A 22,677-nucleotide genomic window follows, 5' to 3' on the forward strand; every position below is an offset into this window, starting at 1 on the left:
TCGATCGAGCAATTGCTTCCTCCGACATCCTTAAAATCAGGTGTCAGATTATGCAATCGCTCGAAAACCCTCCACGGTTTCCTGCGATGAACCTTTTTTCTTTGCGCGACCGGCGTTGCCGGCCGTCGCCGATGCCGGTCAGAACCGACGCCCGTCAGAACCGATGCCGCATGCCGAGATTGACGATGCTTTGCGTGTCGGTGCCGCCGTATCCGTACGAGCCGATCGACGCCTGCGCGCGCTGCGTGCCGCCGTCGAGGGTGCGTTGCGTGCCCGTCGCGCGTTGCCACGCGCAGACGAGATACAGATCGGTTCGCTTGGGCAGGACGTAATCGGCGCCCGCCGACACCGGGTGATAGGCCGCGCTCGCATCGCCGCGCGCCTTCGTGTAGCGGTATCCGATGCCGACGAGCAGCGCCTGCGTCGCCTGATAGTTCGCGAATCCGCGCCCGGTGTCGTAACGTTGGGTCGTGCGGAACGTCGAGAGCGCATCGGGCTTGTGGCGTGCATTGCTGTAATCGACGCCGGCCGTGAACGGCCCGAAGCGTATTGCACGGCGGCGCGCGCGGTGTCGATCGATTTGGCCGACGCGTACGCGCCGTTGACGAGCGAGCCGTCGAACGTGCCGTCCGACGTGCCGGCCCATGCGTCGCGCGTCCTGCCCGGCGCTGACGCGCTCTGCGCATGGAAATAGCCGCCCGCGACGCTGAGCGGCCCGTTGCCGTACGACAGGCCGGCCGACCAGGTTTGACCCGCGCCCGCCTCGCCGGCGACGCCGCCGAGCGCACACATGCCGACGAACGTGAAGCCCGCGAGCGTGGGCGACGTGTATTTGATCGCATTGCTCGTGCGCGACGACGTATCGTAGTTGTCGACGTCGCCGGGCGTCGCGTAGACACTGCCGAACGAATAGCTGGCGGTGATGGGCCATGCGACGTCGACGAGCGCGTCGTACTGGCGGCCGATCGTGATCGTGCCGAATCGCGCGCTCGCGAATCCGACGAACGATTGGCGTCCGAACATGCGCCCGTTTTGTCCGAGCGCGCCGGTGTTCGGATTGAGGCCGTTTTCGATCGTGAAGATCGCCTTCAGGCCGCCGCCGAGATCCTCCGCGCCCGTCATCCGCGCGTCATGAGCGAGGGCGTCGATCGCGTCGTCGACGGGTAGAATGTCCGCATTCCACGGAGACAGGAACACCACGATGAAAACCTACGAGCAGTTCTACATCGGCGGCACGTGGCGCCCGAGCGCGGGCAAGGGCGCGATCGACGTGATCGACTCCGGCACGGAGGCCGTGATCGGCCGCATTCCCGAGGGCACGGCGGAGGACGCGAAGGCGGCCGTCGCCGCCGCGCGCGCCGCGTTCGACGGCTGGGCCGCGACGCCGCCCGCCGAGCGCGCCCGCTATCTGCACAAGATCGCCGACAACCTGAAGGCGCGCAGCGAGGAGCTCGCGCAGTCGATCACGGGCGAAGTCGGCATGCCGATCAAGCTGTCGCGCGCGATCCAGGTCGGCGGCCCGGTCTACAACTGGGGCGCGTATGCGAAGCTCGCCGAGACGTTCGCGTTCGAGGAGCAGGTCGGCAATTCGCTTGTCGTGCGGGAGCCCGTCGGCGTCGTCGCGGCGATCACGCCGTGGAATTACCCGCTCAACCAGATCACGCTGAAGGTCGCGGCCGCGCTCGCGGCGGGCTGCACGGTTGCGCTCAAGCCGTCGGAAGTCGCGCCGCTCAATGCGTTCATCCTCGCCGAAGCGATTCACGACGCCGGGCTGCCCGCCGGCGTGTTCAACCTCGTGTGCGGCTACGGTCCCGTCGTCGGCGAAGCGCTCGCGAGCGACGCCGGCGTAGACATGGTGTCGTTCACCGGCTCGACGCGCGCGGGCAAGCGCGTCGCCGAGCTCGCCGCGGCCGGCGTGAAGCGCGTCGCGCTCGAGCTGGGCGGCAAGTCGGCGTCGGTGATTCTCGACGACGCCGATTTCGCGGCCGCGGTGAAGGGCACGGTGTCCGCGTGCTATCTGAACGCGGGCCAGACGTGCTCCGCGCACACGCGAATGCTCGTGCCGGAATCGCGTTACGAGGAGGCGCGCGATCTCGCGAAGGCCGCCGCGGAAACCTACGTGGCGGGCGATCCGCGCGCCGACGCGACGCGCCTCGGCGCGCTCGCGTCGGCGGTTCAGCAAGAGCGCGTGCAGGATTACATCCGGCGCGGCATCGACGAAGGCGCGGAGCTTGTCACGGGCGGCCTCGGCCTGCCGGAGGGAATCGCGCGCGGCTTCTTCGTGAAGCCGACCGTGTTCGGCCGCGTGAAGCCCGATGCGACGATCGCGCAGGAAGAGATCTTCGGCCCCGTGCTGTCGATCATCACCTATCGCGACGACGACGACGCGGTGCGGATCGCGAACGATTCGCCGTACGGCCTCGGCGGCGCGGTGTGGTCGGGCAGCGACGAGCGCGCGTTGCGCGTCGCGCGCCGCATTCGCACGGGCCAGATCGACATCAACGGCGGCGCATGGAACATGGCCGCGCCGTTCGGCGGTTTCAAACAGTCGGGGATCGGCCGCGAGAACGGCGTGTACGGGCTCGAGGAATATCTCGAATACAAATCGATGCAGCTGCGTCCGAATAAGAACGCGTGACGGACGCATAAGCACGCATCGAGCGCACCTCTTTTTGTGACGACACGGCATGCGTCCGCGCGGACGCATGCCGTTTTTCTTGACGACGGTCAAGGCGCTTCGTCGGCAATCGCCGATCATCGAGCTCTTTCTGCCGTATCGAGAGGTTGCGATGACCGGTCCCATTCCTTTTCCGCCGCTCAGGATTCGCGGCCGTTCGCTGTTGCCCATCGTGCAGGGCGGGATGGGCGTCGGCATTTCCGCCCATCGGCTCGCCGGAAGCGTCGCGCGCGAAGGCGCGCTCGGCACGATCGCGAGCATCGACTTGCGCCATCACCATACCGATCTGATCGAGCGCTGCCGGCTGCATCCTGATCGCGAGACGATGGAGGCCGCCAATCTCGAAGCGCTCGCGCGCGAGATCCAGCGCGCAAAGACGTGGAGCGAAGGGCGCGGCATGATCGCGGTCAACGTGATGAAGGCGGTGCGCTCGCATGCGGACTACGTGCGCATCGCGTGCGAATTCGGCGCGGACGCGATCGTGATGGGCGCCGGGCTGCCGCTCGATCTGCCGGACATGACGCAGGGGCACGACATCGCGCTGATTCCGATTCTGTCGGACAGCCGCGGGATCGCGCTCGTGCTGAAGAAGTGGATGAAGAAGGGGCGCCTGCCCGATGCGATCGTGATCGAGCATCCGGCGCATGCGGGCGGCCATCTCGGCGTGACGAGCCTCGATGACATGAGCGATCCGCGCTTCGAGTTCGCGCGCGTCATCGACGAAACGCGGCAGACGTTCGCGTCGCTCGGCCTCGAGCGCGAGCGCATTGCGCTCATTGTCGCGGGCGGCATCAACAGCCACGAGGCAGTGCGCGCGGCGCTCGCGGAAGGCGCGAACGGCGTGCAGGTGGGCACACCGTTCGCGGTCACGGAGGAGGGCGACGCACATCCGAACTTCAAGCGCGTGCTCGCGAATGCGACGCCGGAGGACATCGTCGAATTCGTGAGCGTGACGGGCCTGCCCGCGCGGGCGGTGAAGACGCCGTGGCTCGAGCGCTATCTGCGGCACGAGGCGCGCATCCGCGCGAAGATCGGTGCGCTCAAGCAGCGCTGCCCTTCCGCGCTCGAATGCCTGAGCGTGTGCGGATTGCGCGACGGCATCGAGCGCTTCGGCCACTTCTGCATCGATACGCGTCTTGCCGCCGCATTGCGCGGCGACGTCGCGAATGGGCTCTTCTTCCGCGGTCGCGAGTCGCTGCCGTTCGGGCAGGCGATTCGCAGCGTGCGCGACCTGCTCGAGTTGCTGCTCACGGGCACTGCGCCGGAACCTGCGACAAACCGCCCCACTTTCTCGCTGGCGTGACACTTGATGTCGGTCAATATAAGTGGGGAACCATCCCCTGAGAATGAGGCCTGTTCTTAGGGGGTCCTTATCATGCGTCGTCAAACACTTCGTACTTGCACTACCGCCATCGCCTGCGCAGCCGGCCTTGCGATGATTCCGTCGCTGTCGCATGCGGCTTCGCCCGGGGAGGGCATCAATCAAGGCGATATCATCGCGCGCGTTCGCGGGATCAGCATCATGCCGGACGAGCGCACGAGCAATACGTTGTCGGCGCTGAACGTGGGCGTGAACAATGCGATCGTCCCCGAACTCGACTTCACTTACATGATTCGCGATTACCTGGGCGTCGAGCTGATTCTCGGCACGTCGCGGCATCAGCTCACGTCGTCGCTCGGCGATCTCGGCGGCGTCGGCGTGCTGCCGCCGACGCTCTTGCTGCAGTACCACTTCAACCACGCCGGCAAGGTGCGTCCGTATGTCGGCGCGGGCATCAACTACACGCTGTTCTACAACAACGGGCTGCACGCGGGCGGCGAGGGAATCGGGATCAACAATCACAGCTTCGGCCCCGCGCTGCAGTTCGGCGTCGACGTTCAGGTGACGAAGAAGGTGTTCGTCAACGTCGACGTGAAGAAGATCTGGATGCACACCGACGCGACGCTCGGCGGCCAGCCGCTCGGCCGGCTGAACATCGATCCGCTCGTCGTGGGCGTCGGCGTCGGCATGAAGTTCTAAGTATCGAAAGAATCGAAAAGTGTTGGGGTTGGCGGCACGGCTTCTTGCGTGCCGTCCTTTTTTTGTGCCGATTCGTTTCGGTATGCTGATCGAATATGTGTGCGCCGCATGTGCGGCGCGGCGTATGCCTATAGCTTGTCGTACTGGAAGCGCATGGCGGTGCCTTCGCGCGTGATGCGCTCCCAGACCGCCTGTTTCTCGGCTTCGGTCATGAACACCCAGTTCGAGACTTCGAGCGCCGTGCGTCCGCAGCCTTTGCAGACTTCGTCGAAGAGCGTCGAGCAGACGCCGATGCAGGGGCTGTCGGGTTTGTCGTGAAGATTCGAGGCCATCGGAGCGTTGAATTCGGTGATCGCCGCGCGAGCGGCAAGCCGCTATGTTAAAGCATGTGCGCGAAACGTCCGCCGAAGCCGATCCGGGCGGGGCAGGCCCGCGGCCAGACCGAAACGTCCAGCCGATTTCGCCGCGACTTTCGAATCGAGCAACCGAACGCCCCATCGAAGAAGTGCCGCCGGCGGCATGCGAATCGGGCCGAGTCCGAGCGGTGCGAGTCGAGCCGATTTCGCCCGCTCACGCCGCGGCGACGATCTGCCAGACGAGCGCGCCGTTCAGCAACAGGATCACGGCGGCGCACGCCCATGCGGCCGCGAGCGGCAGGCCGCGGACCCGCCAGCCGCCCATCAGCTCGCGGCTCGATGCGAACACGACGAGCGGAACCATCGCGAGCGGCAACTGCAGGCTCAGCACCACCTGGCTCGCGACGAGCAACTGATTCGATCCGTGCTGCCCGAAGAGGCCGACCGCGGCGAGCGCGGGCCCGATCGCGAGCGCGCGGGTGAGGAGCGCGCGTTGCCAGCGCGGCAGCGTGAGCTTCAGGAAGCCTTCCATGACCGCCTGGCCGGCGAGCGTGCCCGTCACCGTCGCCGACAGGCCGCACGCGAGCAACGCGGCGGCGAACAACAGGCCCGCCCAGCGGTTGCCGACGAGCGGCTCGATGAGCCGGTGCGCGTCGGCGAGATCGGTGACGTCGCCGTGGCCGCTTGCGTGGAACACGGCCGCCGCGACGATGAGAAGCGCCGCATTGATCACGAACGCGAAACCGAGCGACACGAACGTGTCGAGATTGACGCCGAACAGCGCGCGCCGGATCGACTGCTCGTCGCGCTCGGTCGCGTGGTGCTTGACGAGCATCGAGTGCAGATAGAGGTTGTGCGGCATCACGGTCGCGCCGAGGATGCCCGCCGCGAGCCACAGCATGCCGGCGTCGCGCAGCAGCCGCGGCGACGGCGCGGTACCCGCGAGCGCCGCTCGCCAGTCGGGCCGCGCGAGCGCGACCTCGATCACGAAGCAGAGGCCGACGAAGAGGATGAGCGACGCGATCGCCGCCTCGAGCGAGCGCCGGCCGCGCCGCTCGAGCGCGAGCATCGCGAGCGTGCCGACCGCCGACATCAGCACGCCCGCGGTCAGCGACACGCCGAAGAGCATCTGCAGCGCGACCGCCGCGCCGACGACCTCGGCGACGTCGCACGCGATGATCGCGATTTCGGCGGCGATCCACAGCAGCACGGTCACGCGCGGATCGAAGCGCTCGCGGCAGAGCTGCGCGAGATCGCGTCCGGACACGACGCCGATCCGGGCGGCGAGCCATTGCAGCAGCATCGCCATCAGGCTCGCGGCGACAACGACGCCGAGAAGCGCGTAGCCGTACCCCGCGCCGCCCGCGAGCGCGGTCGCCCAGTTGCCGGGGTCCATGTAGCCGACGGCGACGAGCACGCCCGCGCCGACGAACGTGGCCCAGCGGCGGCCGCCGCCCGGCCCGCCGGCGGAGGGACGGCGCGACGACGTGCGGCGGGCGGCGAGCGGATGACTGTTCATGTTGGCGGTCCGACGAACGGTTCGCCGCGTGCGGCTTAGCGCGGGCGCGGCGTTCGAACGGGCGGGCGGCCCGTCCTTCTATTCGGAACGACGAACGGGCGCCGCCTGAATTTAGGGTAGGTGATCCGTTCGGCGCGCGCGGGCCATTTTTCAGGATGGACACGCGCCGATAACCCGATAAAATTGCGCCCACCTGCTGCGTCGCGGTGCCCCGCCGTGCAATCGAAAAGTGCAAATGTGTTCCGTTTGTACGACAAGGGCGGGAAACTTTTGTGGCAGGGGCGGATTAGTGGTAGCTTTCGGGGTTTTCAAGGGGCGGCGCGAAACGGCGCGCCGCGACGGCGAGGCTGACGGCGATCGAATCGGTTCGATCAGGGAGATACGGGATGAAGGCAAAGGTGGCGGGCCGGTTGACGGCACTTGCGCTCTGCGCGGGCGCATCGGTGGCGGCGGCGAAGGATGCGCAGCTCAACGTCTATAACTGGTCGGACTACATTGCGAAGGACACGATCCCGAACTTCGAGAAGCAGACGGGCGTCAAGGTCCGCTATGACAACTACGACAGCGACGACACGCTGCAGGCGAAGCTCCTGACCGGCAACTCGGGCTACGACATCGTCGTGCCGACGAGCAACTACGCGGGCAAGCAGATCCAGGCCGGCATCTTCGCGCCGCTCGACAAATCGAAGCTGCCGAACCTCAAGTATCTTGATCCGCAACTGATGGCGCTCGTCGCGGGCGCCGATCCGGGCAACAAGTACGTGGTGCCCTGGGCGTACGGCACGACGGGCCTCGGCTACAACGTCGACAAGGCGCAGAAGATCCTCGGCAAGGTGCCGCTCGACAACTGGGACATCCTGTTCAAGCCGGAGAACCTCTCGAAGCTGAAGGCGTGCGGCGTGTCGGTGCTCGACGCGCCCGACCAGATGTTCGCGGCGACGCTCCACTACATCGGCAAAGATCCGATGAGCACGAACCCGGCCGACTACCAGGCCGCGATGCAGGTGCTCAAGAAGATCCGCCCGTACATCACGCAATTCAACTCGTCGGGCTACATTAACGACATGGTCGGCGGCGACATCTGCTTCGCGTTCGGCTGGTCGGGCGACGTCGTGATCGCGAAGCACCGCGCGCTCGAGGCGAAGAAGCCGTACAAGGTCGAGTACTACGTGCCGAAGGGCGGCGCGCCCGTGTGGTTCGACGTGATGGCGATCCCGAAGGACGCGAAGAACAAGGACGCCGCACTGCAATGGATCAACTACATCGAAGATCCGAAGGTTCACGCGGCGATCACGAACGCGGTCTACTACCCGAGCGCGAACGCGGAAGCGCGCAAGTACGTGCGTGCGGACGTCGCGAACGATCCGGCCGTCTACCCGCATCCGGACGTCGTGAAGACGCTGTTCCTGCTCAAGCCGCTGCCGCCTGAGATCCAGCGCCTGCAAACGCGTCTGTGGACCGAGCTGAAATCGGGACGTTGACGCGAACGCGCCGTATCGCAGCAACCCTTGAGAAGCCCCTGGTACCCCCGGGGGCTTTGTTCGTCAAACGTAGGAGCACAGCAGCACATCATGAATAGTCAGTCGGGCGCGGCGGTGGCGGGCGCGCCGTCCTATGGGCCGCAGACGGGCGCCGACGAGCGCGCCGAAAACTTTGTCCAGATCATCGACGTCGTCAAGAAGTTCGGCGAGACCTTCGCGGTGCGCAACGTCGAGCTGACCGTGCGAAAGGGCGAGCTGTTCGCGCTCCTCGGCAGCTCCGGGTGCGGCAAGTCCACGCTGCTGCGGATGCTCGCCGGCCTCGAGACGATCACGTCGGGCAAGATCCTGATCGACGGCGAGGACCTCGCGCAGATGCCGCCGTACAAGCGGCCCGTGAACATGATGTTCCAGTCGTACGCGCTGTTCCCGCACATGACGGTCGAGGCGAACGTCGCGTTCGGCCTCAAGCAGGAAGGCGTGCCGAAGGCCGAGCTGAAGGAGCGCGTGCGCGACGCGCTCGAGCTCGTGCAGATGGCCCGCTACGCGAGCCGCAAGCCGCACCAGCTCTCGGGCGGCCAGCAGCAGCGGGCCGCGCTCGCGCGCTCGCTCGTCAAGCGGCCGAAGCTGCTCCTGCTCGACGAGCCGATGTCGGCGCTCGACAAGCAGATCCGTCAGCGCACGCAGATCGAGCTCGTCAACATTCTCGAGAAGGTCGGCGTCACCTGCATCATGGTCACGCACGACCAGGAAGAGGCGATGACGATGGCGAGCCGCCTAGCCGTGATGAGCGAAGGCCAGATCGTGCAGATCGGCACGCCGCACGAAGTCTACGAGTATCCGAACTGCCGCTTCTCCGCCGAGTTCATCGGCTCGACGAACCTGTTCGAGGGCGTGACCGTCGAGGACGAGCCCGATCACGTGTTCATCGAATCGCCGGATCTGCCGTGCCGGCTGTACGTGAACCACGGGATCACGGGCCCGCTCGGGATGCCTGTCACGGTGTCGGTGCGCCCGGAGCGGATCGCGCTCACGCGCAAGCCCGCCGACGGCGCGTACAACTGGGGCCACGGCGTCGTCACGAACGTCGCGTACATGGGCGGCTATTCGCTGTATCACGTGAAGCTCGATTCCGGGAAGACGGTGATCGCAAACGTGTCGAGCCTCGCGATCGCCGATCTCGATTCGCCCGCGTACGGCGACGAAATCTACGTGCGCTGGAGCGCCGCCGCCGGCGTGGTGCTGACGTCATGAACGCGCTTTCGTCCCTGCTTGCGTGGCCGGTCAGGAAGTTCGGCCTGACGGGCAGAACGGCCGTGATCGCGGGCCCGTTCTTCTGGCTCGTGCTGTTTTTCCTCGTGCCGTTCATCCTCGTCGTGAAGATCAGCTTCGCGGAGCTGCGGCTCGGCATTCCGCCGTACACGGAGCTGACGTCGCTCGCGGACGGCGTGCTCGGCATCAAGCTGAACCTGCAGCACTACGCGTTCCTCTTCAGCGACAGCCTGTATTTCGCGACCTACGTGAATTCGGTCGTCGTCGCGGCGGTCACGACGCTGCTGTGCCTGCTGATCGGCTATCCGATGGCGTACTACATCGCGCGCTCGAATCCGGGCACGCGCAACATCCTGATGATGGCGGTGATGCTGCCGTTCTGGACGTCGTTCCTGATCCGCGTGTACGCATGGATCGGCATCCTGAAGAACAACGGGCTGCTCAACAACTTTCTGATGTGGACGGGCCTCATCAGCACGCCGATCGAGCTGTACCGCACGAACGTCGGCGTCTACATCGGGATGGTTTATTCGTACCTGCCGTTCCTCGTGATGCCGCTCTACGCGCACCTCGTGAAGATGGACTTGCGCCTGCTCGAAGCCGCGTACGATCTCGGCGCGAAGCCGTGGAAGGCGTTCGTGCAGATCACGCTGCCGCTGTCGAGGAACGGGATCATCGCGGGCTGCCTGCTCGTGTTCATTCCCGCCGTCGGCGAATACGTGATTCCGGAGCTGCTCGGCGGCGCGAACACGCTGATGATCGGTCGCGTGATGTGGAACGAGTTCTTCAACAACGCGGACTGGCCGATGGCGTCGGCCGTGACGTGCGCGATGGTGCTGCTGCTGCTCGTGCCGATGGCGATGTTCCAGTACTTCCAGGCGAAGGAGCAGGAGGGCCGCCGCCGATGAAGCCGAATCGCTATTTGCAGGTGCTGATGCTTGCCATCGGTTTCGGCTTCCTGTACATCCCGATCGCGAGCCTCGTCGTCTATTCGTTCAACGAGTCGAAGCTCGTCACCGTCTGGTCAGGCTTCTCGACGCGCTGGTACACGGCGCTCCTCGAGGACGACGAGCTCATCGCGGCCGCGTGGCTGTCGCTGAAGATCGCGGCGATGACCGCGTTCGCTTCGGTGTTCATCGGCACGTGGGCGGGCTTCGTGCTCGCGCGGATGGGCCGCTTTCGCGGCTTCGCGCTGTACAGCGGGATGATCAACGCGCCGCTCGTGATTCCCGAGGTGATCCAGGGCATCTCGCTGCTGCTGTTGTTCATCGAGCTCGGCAAGTGGTTCGGGTGGCCCGCCGGCCGCGGGATGTTCACGATCTGGCTCGGCCACGTGATGCTGTGCATCTCGTATGTCGCGATCATCGTGCAGTCGCGCGTGCGCGAGCTGAACCCGTCGCTCGAGGAGGCCGCGCTCGATCTCGGCGCGACGCCGTTCAGGGTGTTCTTCTCGATCACGCTGCCGCTGATCTCGCAGGCGCTCGTGTCCGGCTGGCTGCTGTCGTTCACGCTGTCGATCGACGACCTGGTGCTGTCCGCGTTCCTGTCGGGCCCCGGCTCGACGACGCTGCCGCTCGTCGTGTTCTCGCGCGTGCGCCTCGGCCTCAACCCCGAGATGAACGCGCTCGCGACGCTCTTCATCGTCGCGGTGACGATCGGCGTCGTGGCCGCGAACTACGTGATGCTGCGCCAGGAACGCAAGCGGATGGCCGAGGCCGCCTGACGCGCCGGCGCGCCCGCTGCGCGGATGCGGCGTGCCGGCGTGCCGCGCGCCGCCCGATGCCGGTGGCGTCGGCCTGACGGCGGTCCGGGAAGATGCCTGCGGAAAGGTCCTGAGAAAGTGCCCGTGCGGTGAATGCCGCACGGGCTTTTTTGTCTGCGGCGCGAGCCGGCGTGGCCGCTCCTTCGTCGATCGTCGCGGGCGTGCGCCGCGAACGTCCCGCGCCGCGCGCGTTAGGTCGCGCGCGTCAGGCGCCGAGCGCGGCTTTCGCGAAGAGCCCGGCCGCGACGCACATGAGCGCGACGGCGAACCCCATCTGCACATGCCGGGCGGACACGAGGCGCGACACCCAGCGGCCGGCCGCCATGCCGAGCGCGGTCGTCACGGTGAACCACAGCGTGACGTCGAGCGGCGCGGGCGTGCCGCTTGCGATCGTCGCGATCACGCCGCCCGTGCCGACGAGCGCGATCACCATCAGCGACGTCGCGACGATGCCGTGCATCGTCACGTTCGTGAACTTGCGCAGCATCGGCACGATCACGAAGCCGCCGCCGACGCCGAGAAGGCCCGTCATCAGTCCCGTCAGCGCGCCTGTCGACGCGAGCGCGATGCCGGCGGGCCACGACCAGACGAGGCGCCCCGTGCCGGGATCGATGCGGCCGACGCAGAGCGGCGAGCGGCTCTGCGCGCCCGCCGCATGCGCGAGCGCGTGGCGCAGCAGGCGCACCGCGACGGCCAGCATCACGAGCGCGAACAGCGCGAGCAGCACGCGCTGCGGCAGCGCGTGCGCGAGCCGCACGCCGAGCGTCGTCAGCGGCACGCCGGCCGCCGCCATCAGGAGCGCCGCGCGATAGCGGACGAGGCCGCGCCGAAAGCCCTCGAACGCGCCGAGCGCGGCGCTGCCCGCGACCGCGACGAGCGCGACGGGCGTCGCCTGCTGCATCGGCCAGCCCATTCCGACGACGAGCGCCGGCACGGCGAGAATGCCGCCGCCCGCGCCCGTCAGCCCCAGCACCGCGCCGACGATGCTGCCGAGCACCAGAGAAATCAACATGCTGCGTCGTTCCGGTCGATGGTCATCGAAGCGCGGCCGTCAGCCGACGATCTCGGGCTTGGCGAGCCATTCGCGGCCCTTGAGCATCGCCTGCCAGTAGAGGGGCGGCAGCAGCCGCTCCTTGAGCAGCCACGCGAGCCGCGACGGGCGCTTGCCGTCGATGAGCCACGCGGGGAAGGTCGGCGCGAGCTTGCCGCCGTACAGGAACTCGGCGAGCACGATCTTGCCGCGCTCGACCGTGAGCGGGCACGAGCCGTAGCCGTCGTAGGCGGCGTCGCCTTGGGCCTTGCCGAGCGCGGCGAGCACGTTGTGCGCGACGACGGGCGCCTGCTTGCGCGCGGCGGCCGCGGTTTTCGCGTTGGTCGTGTTCGTTACGTCGCCGAGCGCGAATACGTCGGCGTGGCGCTTGTGCCGCAGCGTCGCCGGATCGACGTCGACCCAGCCGGCCGCGTCGGCGAGCGGGCTCGCGCGGACGAAGTCGGGCGCTTTTTGCGGCGGCACGACGTGGATCATGTCGAATTCGCGCGTGACGGCCTCGACGCCGCCTTCCGGCAGCGTGCGCGCGAACGTCGCGAGCTTGCGTGCGCCGTCGATCGCCGTCAGGTTGTGGCCGAAGTTCAGCGCGATATCGTAGCGCTTCACGTATTCCATCAGCGCGGGCACGTAATCGGCGACGCCGAAGAGCGCCGCGCCCGCGTTGAAGAACTCGATGTCGATGCGCTCGAGGCGATGCGTGCGCCGCCAATGGTCGGCCGACAGGTACATCGCCTTTTGCGGCGCGCCCGCGCACTTGATCGGCATCGGCGGCTGCGTGAAGAGCGCGCGGCGGCCGGCGAATTCGCGCACGAGCTGCCACGTGTACGGCGCGAGGTCATAACGGTAGTTCGACGTGACGCCGTTCTTGCCGAGCGTCTCGGGCAGGCCGTCGATGCCGTGCCAGTCGAGCTTCAGCCCCGGGCAGACGACGAGCTGCCGGTAGCGCACGCGCCTGCAGCCGTCGAGCACGACCGTATGCGCATCGGGCTCGAACGCGGCGACGGCGGCCTTGATCCAGTGCACGCCGCGCGGCAGCACGGCCGCCATGTCGCGGGCGGTCGTCTGCGGCTGGAACACGCCCGCGCCGACCATCGTCCAGCCGGGCTGGTAGTAGTGCGTGTCGGCCGGATCGATGACGGCGACATCGAGCGAGGGCTCGCGCGCGAGCAGGCTCGACGCGACCGCGAGCCCCGCCGCGCCCGCGCCGACGATCACGATGTCGTGGCTCGCCTCGACCGTCTGCGTGATCGCGCCCTGGCTGCGCTGCATGATCCGGCGGCCGAGCGCGGCGAGGTCGTAGCCGGCCGCGCGGCCCGCGGCGACGATGTCGTTCAGCGGCCGCAGGCCGGCCTGCGACAGCCCCCAGAGCGTCGCCGAGCGCATCCCGGTGCGGCAGTACGCGAGCACGGGCGCGCCGAGCGTGCCGAGGAGCGCGCCGAACTGTTCGCCCTGCGAATCGGTGACCTTGCCCGAATCGACGGGCAGATAGCGGACCGCGATGCCGAACGGCCTCGCGGCGGCCTCGATCTCGGCGACGGTCGGCTGGTCCGGGCCTTCGCCGTCGGGCCGGTTGCAGATGATCGTGCGAAAACCGGCTTGCGCGATCGCGGGCAGATCGCCGGCGACGAGCTGGGGGGAGACCGACAGCGTGTCGGTCAGCTTGCGGATGTCCATGGTTGGCGTGTCGTGTGTGTCGTGTCGTCGTTGGGGAAGGCGGGCAGGCTCAGATCGCGTCGAGCGGGATCTTCAGGTAGCGCACGCCGTTGTCCTCGGGCTCCGGCAGGCGTCCCGCGCGCATGTTGACCTGCACCGAAGGCAGCATCAGCACCGGCATGTCGAGCGTCGCGTCGCGCGCGGTGCGCATCGCGACGAAGTCATCTTCGGTGACGCCTTCGCGAATGTGGACGTTCTCGCTCAGCTCGTCGGCGACGGTGCTCACGTACTGCATCGCGCGGCCGTTCGGCTGGTAGTCGTGGCACATGTAGAGGCGCGTGCCGGGCGGCAGGCTCAGCACCTTGCGGATCGACCGGTAGAGCGTGCGTGCGTCGCCGCCGGGGAAGTCGCAGCGCGCGGTGCCGTAGTCGGGCATGAACAGCGTGTCGCCGACGAAGGCGGCCGCCTCGTGCGCGCCGTTTGCCTCGTGCGCCGCGCGCGCGTCGGTCACGACGTAGGTCATGCACGCGGGCGTGTGGCCCGGCGTGTGCATCGCGCGGATCGTGAGCGCGCCGAGCGCGAGCGCGTCGCCGTCGTCGAGCAGGCGGTCGAACTGGCTGCCGTCGTGCGCGAACGCGGCTCCCGCGTTGAACAGCTTGCCGAACACGTGCTGCACGCGCGTCACGTGACGGCCGATCGCGATCTCGCCGCCGACGTGCGCTTTCAGGTACGGCGCGGCCGACAGATGGTCGGCGTGCACGTGCGTCTCGAGCAGCCAGCGCACGCGCGCGCCGAGCGCCTGCACGCGCGCGATCAGCTGGTCCGCGTTCGCCGTGCGCGTGCGGCCGGATTTCGGATCGTAGTCGAGCACGCTGTCGATCAGCGCGCATTCGCCGCTGCCGGGATCGAGCAGCAGGTAGCTGATGGTGCACGTCGCCGGATCGAAAAAGCCTTCGACGGTCATCGTGGACGCTGTTGTCACGAGGTTTCTCCTGGAGCCGAATCATCGAGTTGGCGATCATTTGAACAAGAACCGTGCCAAGCAGATAGCATTGCCGATCGCCGCGCGCAGGTACTTGATTCAAATCGTGTTTTGCGCAGACGTCCGGCAAGGCGCGCCGCCGCCGAAGCGGCGTTCGTCGCGGTTCGCTGCCATGGTTGGCAGTCTGATGGCAGAATTGGCAGTCGACGCGGCCGTTGGCCGCGCTGCCGGAGCCCAATGCATGGATCAGCACGACGTCATCCCGATCGTTCCCGCTGCGCCGCCCGACGTGGGCGCGCTCGTCTCTTACCTCGAGCAGGACCCGCAGCCGATGATCGTGCTCGATCCGTCATACCGGATACTTGCCGCGAATACCGCGTATCAGCGGCAATTCGGCATTGCCGGCGAGGCGCACGTCGGGCGCCGCTGCTACCAGGTCTCGCATCACTACGACGTGCCGTGCGACCAGGCGGGCGAGCACTGCCCGATGAAGCAGGCGAGCGAATCGCGCGGCCTGAACCGCGTGCTGCACATCCATCACACGCCGCGCGGGCCCGAGCACGTCGACGTCGAGCTGCGGCCGATCTTCGACGCGCAGGGCGCGGTGATCGCATACGTCGAGCGCCTGACGACCGTGCGCAGCGCGTCGGCCAAGCCGAGCGGCGAGGGGCTCGTCGGCGGCTCGGAGGCGTTCAACGCGGCGCTGTCCGCGCTGCAGCGCGTCGCGCCGTCGATGCTGCCGGTGCTGTTGCTCGGCGAATCGGGCACCGGCAAGGAGCTGTTCGCGCGCGCGCTGCACGAAGCGAGCGCGCGCCCGACGGAGCCGTTCGTCGTCGTCGATTGCTCGGGGATCGCCGAGACGCTGTTCGAAAGCGAGCTGTTCGGCTATGAGAAGGGCGCGTTCACCGGCGCGACCGCGCGCAAGCCCGGCCTCGTCGAAACCGCGCAGGGCGGCACGCTGTTTCTCGACGAGATCGGAGACGTGCCGCCGCCGATGCAGGTGAAGCTGCTGCGCCTCATCGAATCGGGGACGTTCCGGCGGGTGGGCGGCGTCGAGGTGCTGCGCGCGGATTTCCGGCTCGTCGCGGCGACTCACAAGCCGCTCAAGGAGATGATCGGCGACGGCCGGTTCCGGCAGGACCTGTACTACCGGATCAGCGCGTATCCGATTCCGCTGCCCGCCGTGCGCGAGCGCCCGGGCGACATTCCGCTCCTCGTCGATTCGATCCTGCGCCGGATCGCGGCGCTCGTGCCTGCAGCCGGGCAGCGCTTCGCGGTCGCGCCGGAAGCGCTCGCGCGGCTCGAAGCGTACGCGTGGCCGGGCAACATCCGCGAGCTGCGCAACGTGCTCGATCGCGCGTGCCTGTTCGCCGACGACGGCGTGATTCGCGTCGAGCATCTGCCCGACGAAGTCGCGCGCGCGGGCGAAGCGCCGGCGGGGCCCGGCGCGCCGGCGAAGCTGTCCGACGACGAGCTCGCGCGGATCGCGCGCGCGTTCGACGGCACGCGGCGCGCGCTCGCCGAGCGCGTCGGGATGAGCGAGCGCACGTTGTACCGGCGGCTGCGCGCGCTCGGGATCGCGACGCGGGATGCGTGAGACCGGCCGGTCCGCGTGCGGGCGGGGCGCAATGCGGGCGCGGCTCGTTCGCGGGGCGACGGTGGGCCGATCGCGCATCGACGATCGTTCGGTGTGAGCGCGTGAAAGCGCGCGAGAACACGAGAACACGAGAACGCGAGAACACGAGAAAGCGAGAACACGAGAAAGCGAGAAAGCGAGAAAGCGAGAAAGCCCGCACGTCGAATGCGACCGCCGTCGCGCCTCGTCGCCGGTTCCTGCCGCTATCCGTCGCTTTCCGTCGCGTTCAGGCGGCGTCGATGCGCGTGAATTCGACGAGCTTGCCGCCGTCGCCGGCGGTCGCGTCGAACTGGTCGGCATACCAGCGGCTGCGGAAATCGCCGCTTTGCCCGGGCAGCAGCGTGCTCCGGCTGAAGCTCGACGATGCGTCGAACGATGCCGCCATGCTCCACACGGCGCCTTCGATCACGCGCGGGCTGCCGGCATTGAGCGAGACGGTCATTTCGCTGCCGTGCCGCTCGGCGGCCGGGATGTCCGTCCAGCGGCGCAGCGGCCCGAGCGCGGCCGACAGCAGATGCGCGAAGCCGAGCCGGTGGTGCCGGCCCCATGTCGGCCGATCGGCGAGTGCGCGCAGCGATTCGAGCGTGTCGTCGAATGCGGCGGCGACGATCGACCCGACCGCGGCCGGGGCCGGAATCCATGGCGACGGCTCGCCGCGCAGCGCGCGCGAGACGAGGCGCGTCGTCGCCAGCGCGCCGTTCTCGAAATAGGCGCGATACGGCTCGAATCGCGGCCCGTAGATCGCCGTCGCGAGCGCCTTGAAGAAGCGGTGCCAGACGAGCGCGGCGGGCGACGCGCGTTCGTCGCGGCAATCCCACGCGCGAAGCAGCGCCACCGCTTGCGCGACGCGCTCCCCCGCGCGCGCCGCATGTGCGTCGAGGAGCGGCAGCAGCATCGGCAGCAACTGCCGGGCGTGAAGATTGGCCGTGTCGCCGAGCACGGCTTGCATGTCGTCCACGGTCCACGTCGACTTCGCCTTCAGCAGCGCGTCGACGCGCCATGCGCGGAAGCTCGGGTTCCAGAGCAGCGTGAGCGCAGCGTCGTCGCGCTCGTCGGCGATCGGATTGTTGCAGTTGACGATGATGCCGCTCGGCGGATTGAGCACCTCGGGAAGCGCATCGAATTCGATGAAGCCGTCCCAATCGTTGGATGCGAGCGTGTGCGTGAGGCCGGCGCGGCGGCGCGGCACGCGTCCGACCGTCTTGAAGCCGATGTCGCCGCCGCGCGCCGCGAACATGAAATTCAGCGACAGGCTCTGAATGTCGGCGAGCGCATGCCTGAAACTCGACCAGTCGCGCGCCTTCGTCACCCCGAGCAGGCCGCGCACGTCGGGCGCGGCGAGCAGCCCGCTCCACGCGAGCACGACGTGCCGGCGCGCGTCGCGTTCGCCGTCGTGGCGGCAGAACGCGTCGACGCTCGGCCCGAGGCGCGTGAAATGCGCGCTCACGGCAACCGTGCCGCCGCCGCGCACGCGAATCTCGGCTTCGTGCACGCCGGGTTCGAACGCAGGATACAGCCCGGCGGCCGTCGACGAATCGACGACCAGCAAGTCCTGCACGTCGAGCTGCGAGTTCGTGATTCCCCATGCGATGTCCGCGTTGTGCCCGGAAATGAATCCGGGCAGGCCGGGCACGTTGACGCCGGATGCGTCGAAGCGGTTGTCGGGGTCCATGCAGCGCAGTCGCGCCTGATGGAAGATCGCGGGCAGCATGAAGGGCAGATGCGGGTCGTTGCACAGGATCGGATAGCCGTTTTGCGTGTGCCGGCCGCTCACCACCCATGCGTTCGATCCCGTCGCGCTCGCCTGGCCGAGCACGGGCAGCAGCGCGCTCAGATCGACGGTGTGGCCGCACGCGCGGATCGGCACGTCGGCCGCATCGCGCGCGAGCGCGGCGCCCGTCAGCGTCGCGTAGTCGTGAACCGTCGTCCGGGCGCCGAGCGCGTCGACCGCGTCGGCGCGAAACGCGCGGCCGAGCTCGTGCATGAGCGCCTTGTATTTCGCGTTCATGCCGAGTTGCAGCGCCATCAGCTTCAGGACGGCGAACGTGTCGTCCGGCCGCCACGGTTCGGGCGAATAGCCGAGCAGGTCGAATTCGACCGGGCGACGGACGCGATCGCGCATGAGCCGCTCGATCGCGGCGTTCACGCCGTCGCAAAAAGCCGACAGCGACAGGCTGGCGTCGGCCCCGACGAGCCGTGCCGATTCGGCCGCGTAGTGGTCGAGCCGCAGCGTGCGGTGATAACGGTCGAGCGGCAGCGCGGGCGCGCCGAGGATTTCGGCGAGGCGTCCTGCCGCTTCGCGGCGCAGGATGTCCATTTGCCAGAGGCGATCGAGCGCCATCGCGTAGCCTTGCCCGAAATAGACGGCGGGCTCCGAGCGCGCGACGATGCACGGCACGCCCGACCGGCCGCGCGTGATCGACACGCGCGCGTCGCGATACGCGAGCTCGACGGGACGGCCCTCGGCCAGCCGGTAGAACGGCCGCCGGGCGCGGGCCGATGCGAAGCACAACGCGGCGCGAAGGGTTCTGCTGACGTTCATGATCGACACCGGAAGAGGGGCGGACGAGGCCGCGGACATGCGCTCGAGGCGCGACTTGCGGCGCGGCTCGAGGCGCGACGCGCCGGCGGGCGGGGCCGTCAGCGGTTCTGGACTTCGAGCCGGCCCGCCGGCGCGGGCTTGATCTGCGAGCCGACGGCGAACGTGAGCAGGCTGAGCAGCGCGATGAAGCCCATGCCGTAGAACATGGCGGCGCCGCCGTAGTGCAGCAGCACGAGGCCGCCAAGCCAGGGCCCGAGCAGGTTGCCGACGTTGCTGAGCGAATGCGCGCCGTAATAGATGCCGCGCAGCGGCTCGGGCGTGATGCTGTCGAGGACCGCGTATTCCGACGGGATCAGCAGCACTTCGCCCCACGTGAAGACGACCATCGACACGACGAGCGCGATCATGTTCGGCGAATTCGCGAAGCCGGCCGCGCCGATCGCGAGCAGGATCGCGCCGAGCGTGAGCGACGTGAACGGTCCGCGCCGTTCGCCGATGCGGTTCAGCAACGGCTGGCTCAAGACGACCGTGATCGCGTTCGTGCTCATCAGCCAGGCGAACATCTTGAGCCCGTCGTCGAACGCGCCGATCAGGTATTGCGAGAACGTGACCGACATTTCGCCGTGCACGGCGATCGCGAGCATGCTGCCCGCGGTGAAGAGGACGAGGCGCCGGTCGGTGCCGATGACGCGCAGCTTCGCGGCGAGCGGCAACTCGGAGGCGGCCGCTTCGTGCGGCGCGCGGCCGAACACGAGCCGGGCCGTGATCGCGTAGATCGCGATCGAGAACAGCAGGTAGACGGCGCCCGTGATGAGGAACACGGGGGATTTGTCGAGCAGGCCGAGCGACGCGCCGAGCAGCGGCCCGATCGCGAAGCCGATGTTGATCGCCACGTAGCGCCGCGCGAATGCGCGCAGCCGCTGCTCGGGCGGCAGATTGTCGCTGATGGTCGCTTTCGAGACCGGATCGTAGAACGAGCTCGCGAGATTGATGAAGAGGTTGATCACGAAGACCTGCCACGCGTCGGCCGCGAAATGAAGCGCGGCGAACGACAGGCTCGATACGAGCAGGCAGCCGGTCAGCACCTTGCGCCGGCCGAGCACGTCGGACAGATGGCCGCCGAAGAAGCCGCCGAACGTGCCGACGAGCGCGCCCGTGCCGAGCAGCAGGCCGATCGTCGCCGCGTCGAGCCCCATCCGTTCGTGCAGGTAGATCGCCAGAAACGGCAGGCTCATCGCGCGCGCCATCACGACGAAGCCGGTGCCGACGATCAGCAGCCAGACGAGGAGCGGGTGTCTTGCCTTTGCTTGACTCATGTATGTCTCATCGAAAACCGTTGAGGACCGGCCGTGCCGTACCGAGGCGGCGCACGCTCGCGCGATGCGGCGCATGCGCCGTCGCGCGAGCGTGCGCCGTGCCGCAGGTCCGGTATTGTACTCAGCGTTTTTGTGGTTGCGTAAGCTTGGCGTCGGCGAAGCGTCAGCTTTCGCCCGACAGGATTTCACGCACGATCGCGAGCGTGCGGTCGATGTCGTGCGCCGAATGGTGGTAGTGCGTCACGGCGCGGATGTTGCCGTGGCCGAGCTCCGCCATTCGAACGCCGCGCGCCGCGAGCGCGCCGAGAAAGCCGCGCTGGTCGAGCGACGCGTGCCGGACCTTGAAGAACACCATGTTGGTTTGCACGCGCTCGTGCGCGAGCTCGATGCCGTCGATCGCGGCCAGGCCGTCGGCGAGGCGCCGCGCGTGCGCGTGATCGTCGGCGAGGCGCTCGACCATCGTGCGCAGCGCGACTTCGCCGGCGGCCGTGACGACGCCGATCTGCCGCATGCCGCCGCCGAGCAGCTTGCGCCAGCGGCGCACGCGCGCGATCGTGTCGCGATCGGACACGACGATCGAGCCCGCGGGCGCGGCGAGACTTTTCGATAGGCAGAATTGCAGCGTGTCGCCGTATGCGGCGATGCGCTTCGCGTCGACGCCGAGCGCGATCGCCGCATTGAACACGCGCGCGCCGTCGATATGGAGCGCAAGGCAGTGCGCGTCGCAGAACGCGCGCAGCGCGTGCAGATAGTCGAGCGACAGCGGGGTGCCCCCCGTGCGCACGTGAGGCGTTTCGATCGCCACGATGCCGGGCGGCGCGCACTGCGTGTCGTCGGCGTCGCGCAGCGCGCCTTGCAGCGCGTCGAGCGGAATTTCGCCGCGCGCGTTCGTCGCGAGCGGGTGCAGGACGATGCCGCCGACCACGGACACTCCCCCCGCCTCGTAGTTGTAAAGGTCGGAATCGTCGCCGACGAACAGTTCCCTGCCGCGCTCGCACTGCGCGAGAATCGCGCTCAGATTGGCCATCGTGCCGGACGGCAGCCAGCAGGCGGCCTCCTTGCCGAGCAGGTCGGCCGCATACGATTCGAGCCGGTTGGTGCTGGGGTCTTCGCCATAGATGTCGTCGCCGACGTCGGCCTCGTACATCGCCTGGCGCATGGCTGCCGTGGGCAGGGTGACGGTGTCGCTCAGGAAGTCGAATTGGATGGGTTTGCCGCTCATGCTGGAATCAGCTCCTCGAGTTTTAGCGTGACGAGCCGCGCGATCGCTTGCGCGTGCCGGCTCTTGACGATGGAAAAATGGTCCGCGTCGACGTCGGTGACGGCGAGCTCGGGCAGCCGCGTGCGCCAGACGTCGGCGGATCGGCGCGCGGCTGCCGCTTGGGCGTCCCGCGCGGCCAGAAAGTAGTCGGCGGGGCCTTGCCACGCGGGCCGCGGCAGGTAGCCGGCGAGCCGGCGCAGGTTCGCCGCCGTGATCCGGTAGCGTTCGGTCAGCTCGTCGAGCGTGATCGCGGCCGGCAGGCGGCCGGTGTCGCGGCCGATCGTCCACAGGTGCCGCAGCGCGTCGCTTTCTTCGCCGTCGATGTCGCCGTCGGGCACGAGATGCTTCCATTGCGCGAGCTCGTCGGCGGCGAAGCCGAGATCGAGCGCGAAGGTCGCGAGCGCCTGGCGGCCGAGCGTTTCGCCGCCGGGCACGGACAGGTGCGTGTCGATGAGTCCGAGCCAGCGCACCTTCACGCCGTGCTTCTCGAGTTCGCCCGCCATCTCGAAGCCGACGACGCCGCCGAACGACCAGCCGAGCAGGCAAACCTCCGCGTGCTCGGCGCGCTCGAGCCATGCGCGCGCGTAGAGCGCGGCGAGCCCGGCCGCGCTGCCCGTCGTTTCCGCGGCGACGATCTCGCGCGTCTGCTGACAGCCCCAGACGACGCCGGGATAGTCGAGCGCGTTGACGAGGTCGCCGTAGCAGAGCGACGAGCCCCCGATGGGCGGCACGAGCAGCAGCGGCGCGACGGCGGCGGCGCCGTCGCGGAACCGCTCGACGGGCGGCTCGACGTCGTGCCCGGTGCGGGCGGCGTCGATTTCGCGCGCGAGCTGCTCGATGCTCGGGCTGCGAAACAGCATCGCCGCCGTCAACGGCACGGCGAAGCGCTTCGCCAGGTGGTCGAGCAGCTTGAGCGCCGTCAGCGAATGGCCGCCCATTTCGAAGAAGTGATCGTGCCGGCCGACGGGCGCGTAATCGAGCAGCGTCTGCCACGCGGCGGCGACGGCCGTTTCGGTCGGGCCGCGAGGCGGTTCGCTGTCGCGCGACGACGCGCGCGCATCGTCAGGCACGGGAAGCCGCTTGCGGTCGAGCTTGCCGTTGGGAGTGAGGGGAAGGGCGTCGAGGAAGACGAACGCGGCGGGGATCATGTAGGCG

17 protein-coding genes and 1 pseudogene are annotated in these 22,677 nt (G+C 68.3%); 8 read left to right on the plus strand and 10 right to left on the minus strand.

Going from position 1 to position 22,677, the window contains the following annotated elements:
* Positions 1 to 154: 154 nt before the first annotated feature.
* Positions 155 to 1,122 (minus strand): annotated as a pseudogene (locus X946_RS26400) (porin); the annotation flags it as partial.
* A 79-nt stretch (positions 1,123 to 1,201) separates the two neighbouring features.
* Between X946_RS26400 and X946_RS26405 the strand changes: the two are divergent.
* The 3 genes from X946_RS26405 to X946_RS26415 all read left to right on the plus strand — a co-directional run bounded on the left by X946_RS26405 (position 1,202) and on the right by X946_RS26415 (position 4,697).
* The gene (locus X946_RS26405) at positions 1,202 to 2,638 is read left to right on the plus strand and encodes an aldehyde dehydrogenase family protein (RefSeq protein ID WP_038753999.1); all 1,437 of its coding nucleotides are present in this window, start codon (positions 1,202 to 1,204) and stop codon (positions 2,636 to 2,638) included.
* Positions 2,639 to 2,789: 151 nt separating this feature from the next.
* Positions 2,790 to 3,980 (plus strand): NAD(P)H-dependent flavin oxidoreductase, encoded by a 1,191-nt coding sequence (locus X946_RS26410; RefSeq protein WP_038754043.1) that lies wholly within the window; start codon positions 2,790 to 2,792, stop codon positions 3,978 to 3,980.
* Positions 3,981 to 4,052: 72 nt separating this feature from the next.
* Positions 4,053 to 4,697, plus strand: coding sequence for an OmpW/AlkL family protein (locus tag X946_RS26415; RefSeq protein WP_038754002.1), 645 nt, complete (start codon positions 4,053 to 4,055; stop codon positions 4,695 to 4,697).
* Between the two features lie 128 nt (positions 4,698 to 4,825).
* On the opposite strand, the gene X946_RS26420 is transcribed toward X946_RS26415, so the two are convergent.
* Positions 4,826 to 5,029 carry a DUF1289 domain-containing protein gene (locus X946_RS26420; RefSeq protein WP_038754004.1) on the minus strand — a complete coding sequence of 68 codons (204 nt, stop codon included), beginning with the start codon at positions 5,027 to 5,029 and terminating at the stop codon, positions 4,826 to 4,828.
* Between the two features lie 238 nt (positions 5,030 to 5,267).
* Positions 5,268 to 6,572, minus strand: coding sequence for an Nramp family divalent metal transporter (locus X946_RS26425; protein ID WP_038754007.1), 1,305 nt, complete (start codon positions 6,570 to 6,572; stop codon positions 5,268 to 5,270).
* A 386-nt stretch (positions 6,573 to 6,958) separates the two neighbouring features.
* Between X946_RS26425 and X946_RS26430 the strand changes: the two genes are divergently transcribed.
* The 4 genes from X946_RS26430 (at position 6,959) to X946_RS26445 (ending at position 11,045) form a co-directional block, all read left to right on the plus strand.
* Positions 6,959 to 8,053, plus strand: coding sequence for a polyamine ABC transporter substrate-binding protein (locus X946_RS26430; protein WP_038754011.1), 1,095 nt, complete (start codon positions 6,959 to 6,961; stop codon positions 8,051 to 8,053).
* 90 nt (positions 8,054 to 8,143) lie between these two features.
* On the plus strand, positions 8,144 to 9,304 hold the full coding sequence (locus X946_RS26435) for an ABC transporter ATP-binding protein (protein ID WP_038754014.1): 1,161 nt from the start codon (positions 8,144 to 8,146) through the stop codon (positions 9,302 to 9,304).
* Complete coding sequence (locus tag X946_RS26440; RefSeq protein ID WP_038754017.1) at positions 9,301 to 10,230, plus strand: ABC transporter permease subunit; 930 nt, start codon at positions 9,301 to 9,303, stop codon at positions 10,228 to 10,230. Before X946_RS26435 ends, X946_RS26440 begins: the two co-directional genes overlap by 4 nt.
* Entirely contained in the window at positions 10,227 to 11,045 is an 819-nt protein-coding gene (locus X946_RS26445) for an ABC transporter permease subunit (protein WP_038754020.1), read from the plus strand. The genes X946_RS26440 and X946_RS26445 overlap by 4 nt, the downstream gene beginning before the upstream one ends.
* Before the next feature lie 244 nt (positions 11,046 to 11,289).
* On the opposite strand, the gene X946_RS26450 is transcribed toward X946_RS26445, so the two are convergent.
* From X946_RS26450 to X946_RS26460, 3 genes are read right to left on the minus strand one after another with little or no spacing between them, the layout of a single operon-like run.
* On the minus strand, positions 11,290 to 12,096 hold the full coding sequence (locus X946_RS26450; RefSeq protein ID WP_038754023.1) for a sulfite exporter TauE/SafE family protein: 807 nt from the start codon (positions 12,094 to 12,096) through the stop codon (positions 11,290 to 11,292).
* A gap of 39 nt (positions 12,097 to 12,135) precedes the next feature.
* Positions 12,136 to 13,806 (minus strand): bifunctional protein tyrosine phosphatase family protein/NAD(P)/FAD-dependent oxidoreductase, encoded by a 1,671-nt coding sequence (locus X946_RS26455; RefSeq protein ID WP_038754026.1) that lies wholly within the window; start codon positions 13,804 to 13,806, stop codon positions 12,136 to 12,138.
* A 49-nt stretch (positions 13,807 to 13,855) separates the two neighbouring features.
* On the minus strand, positions 13,856 to 14,749 hold the full coding sequence (locus tag X946_RS26460; RefSeq protein ID WP_038754029.1) for an MBL fold metallo-hydrolase: 894 nt from the start codon (positions 14,747 to 14,749) through the stop codon (positions 13,856 to 13,858).
* A 259-nt stretch (positions 14,750 to 15,008) separates the two neighbouring features.
* Here X946_RS26460 and X946_RS26465 point away from each other — a divergent pair, with 259 nt between their 5' ends.
* Positions 15,009 to 16,364: a sigma-54 interaction domain-containing protein gene (locus X946_RS26465; protein WP_038754032.1), complete on the plus strand. Its 1,356-nt coding sequence runs from the start codon at positions 15,009 to 15,011 to the stop codon at positions 16,362 to 16,364.
* A gap of 265 nt (positions 16,365 to 16,629) precedes the next feature.
* Here X946_RS26465 and X946_RS26470 read toward each other — a convergent pair whose 3' ends face one another.
* The 4 genes from X946_RS26470 to X946_RS26485 form a co-directional block, all read right to left on the minus strand.
* Entirely contained in the window at positions 16,630 to 18,945 is a 2,316-nt protein-coding gene (locus X946_RS26470) for a penicillin acylase family protein (RefSeq protein ID WP_161788705.1), read from the minus strand.
* A 98-nt stretch (positions 18,946 to 19,043) separates the two neighbouring features.
* Entirely contained in the window at positions 19,044 to 20,261 is a 1,218-nt protein-coding gene (locus X946_RS26475; protein ID WP_009927591.1) for an MDR family MFS transporter, read from the minus strand.
* A gap of 163 nt (positions 20,262 to 20,424) precedes the next feature.
* Positions 20,425 to 21,483 carry a GntG family PLP-dependent aldolase gene (locus X946_RS26480; protein WP_038754037.1) on the minus strand — a complete coding sequence of 353 codons (1,059 nt, stop codon included), beginning with the start codon at positions 21,481 to 21,483 and terminating at the stop codon, positions 20,425 to 20,427.
* Positions 21,480 to 22,677: thioesterase domain-containing protein (locus X946_RS26485; protein ID WP_152611829.1), on the minus strand; the 1,198-nt coding region annotated here is incomplete at its 5' end. The genes X946_RS26480 and X946_RS26485, both read right to left, overlap by 4 nt.

The organism is Burkholderia sp. ABCPW 111 (genome assembly GCF_000773065.1).
Taxonomy (GTDB): domain Bacteria; phylum Pseudomonadota; class Gammaproteobacteria; order Burkholderiales; family Burkholderiaceae; genus Burkholderia; species Burkholderia savannae.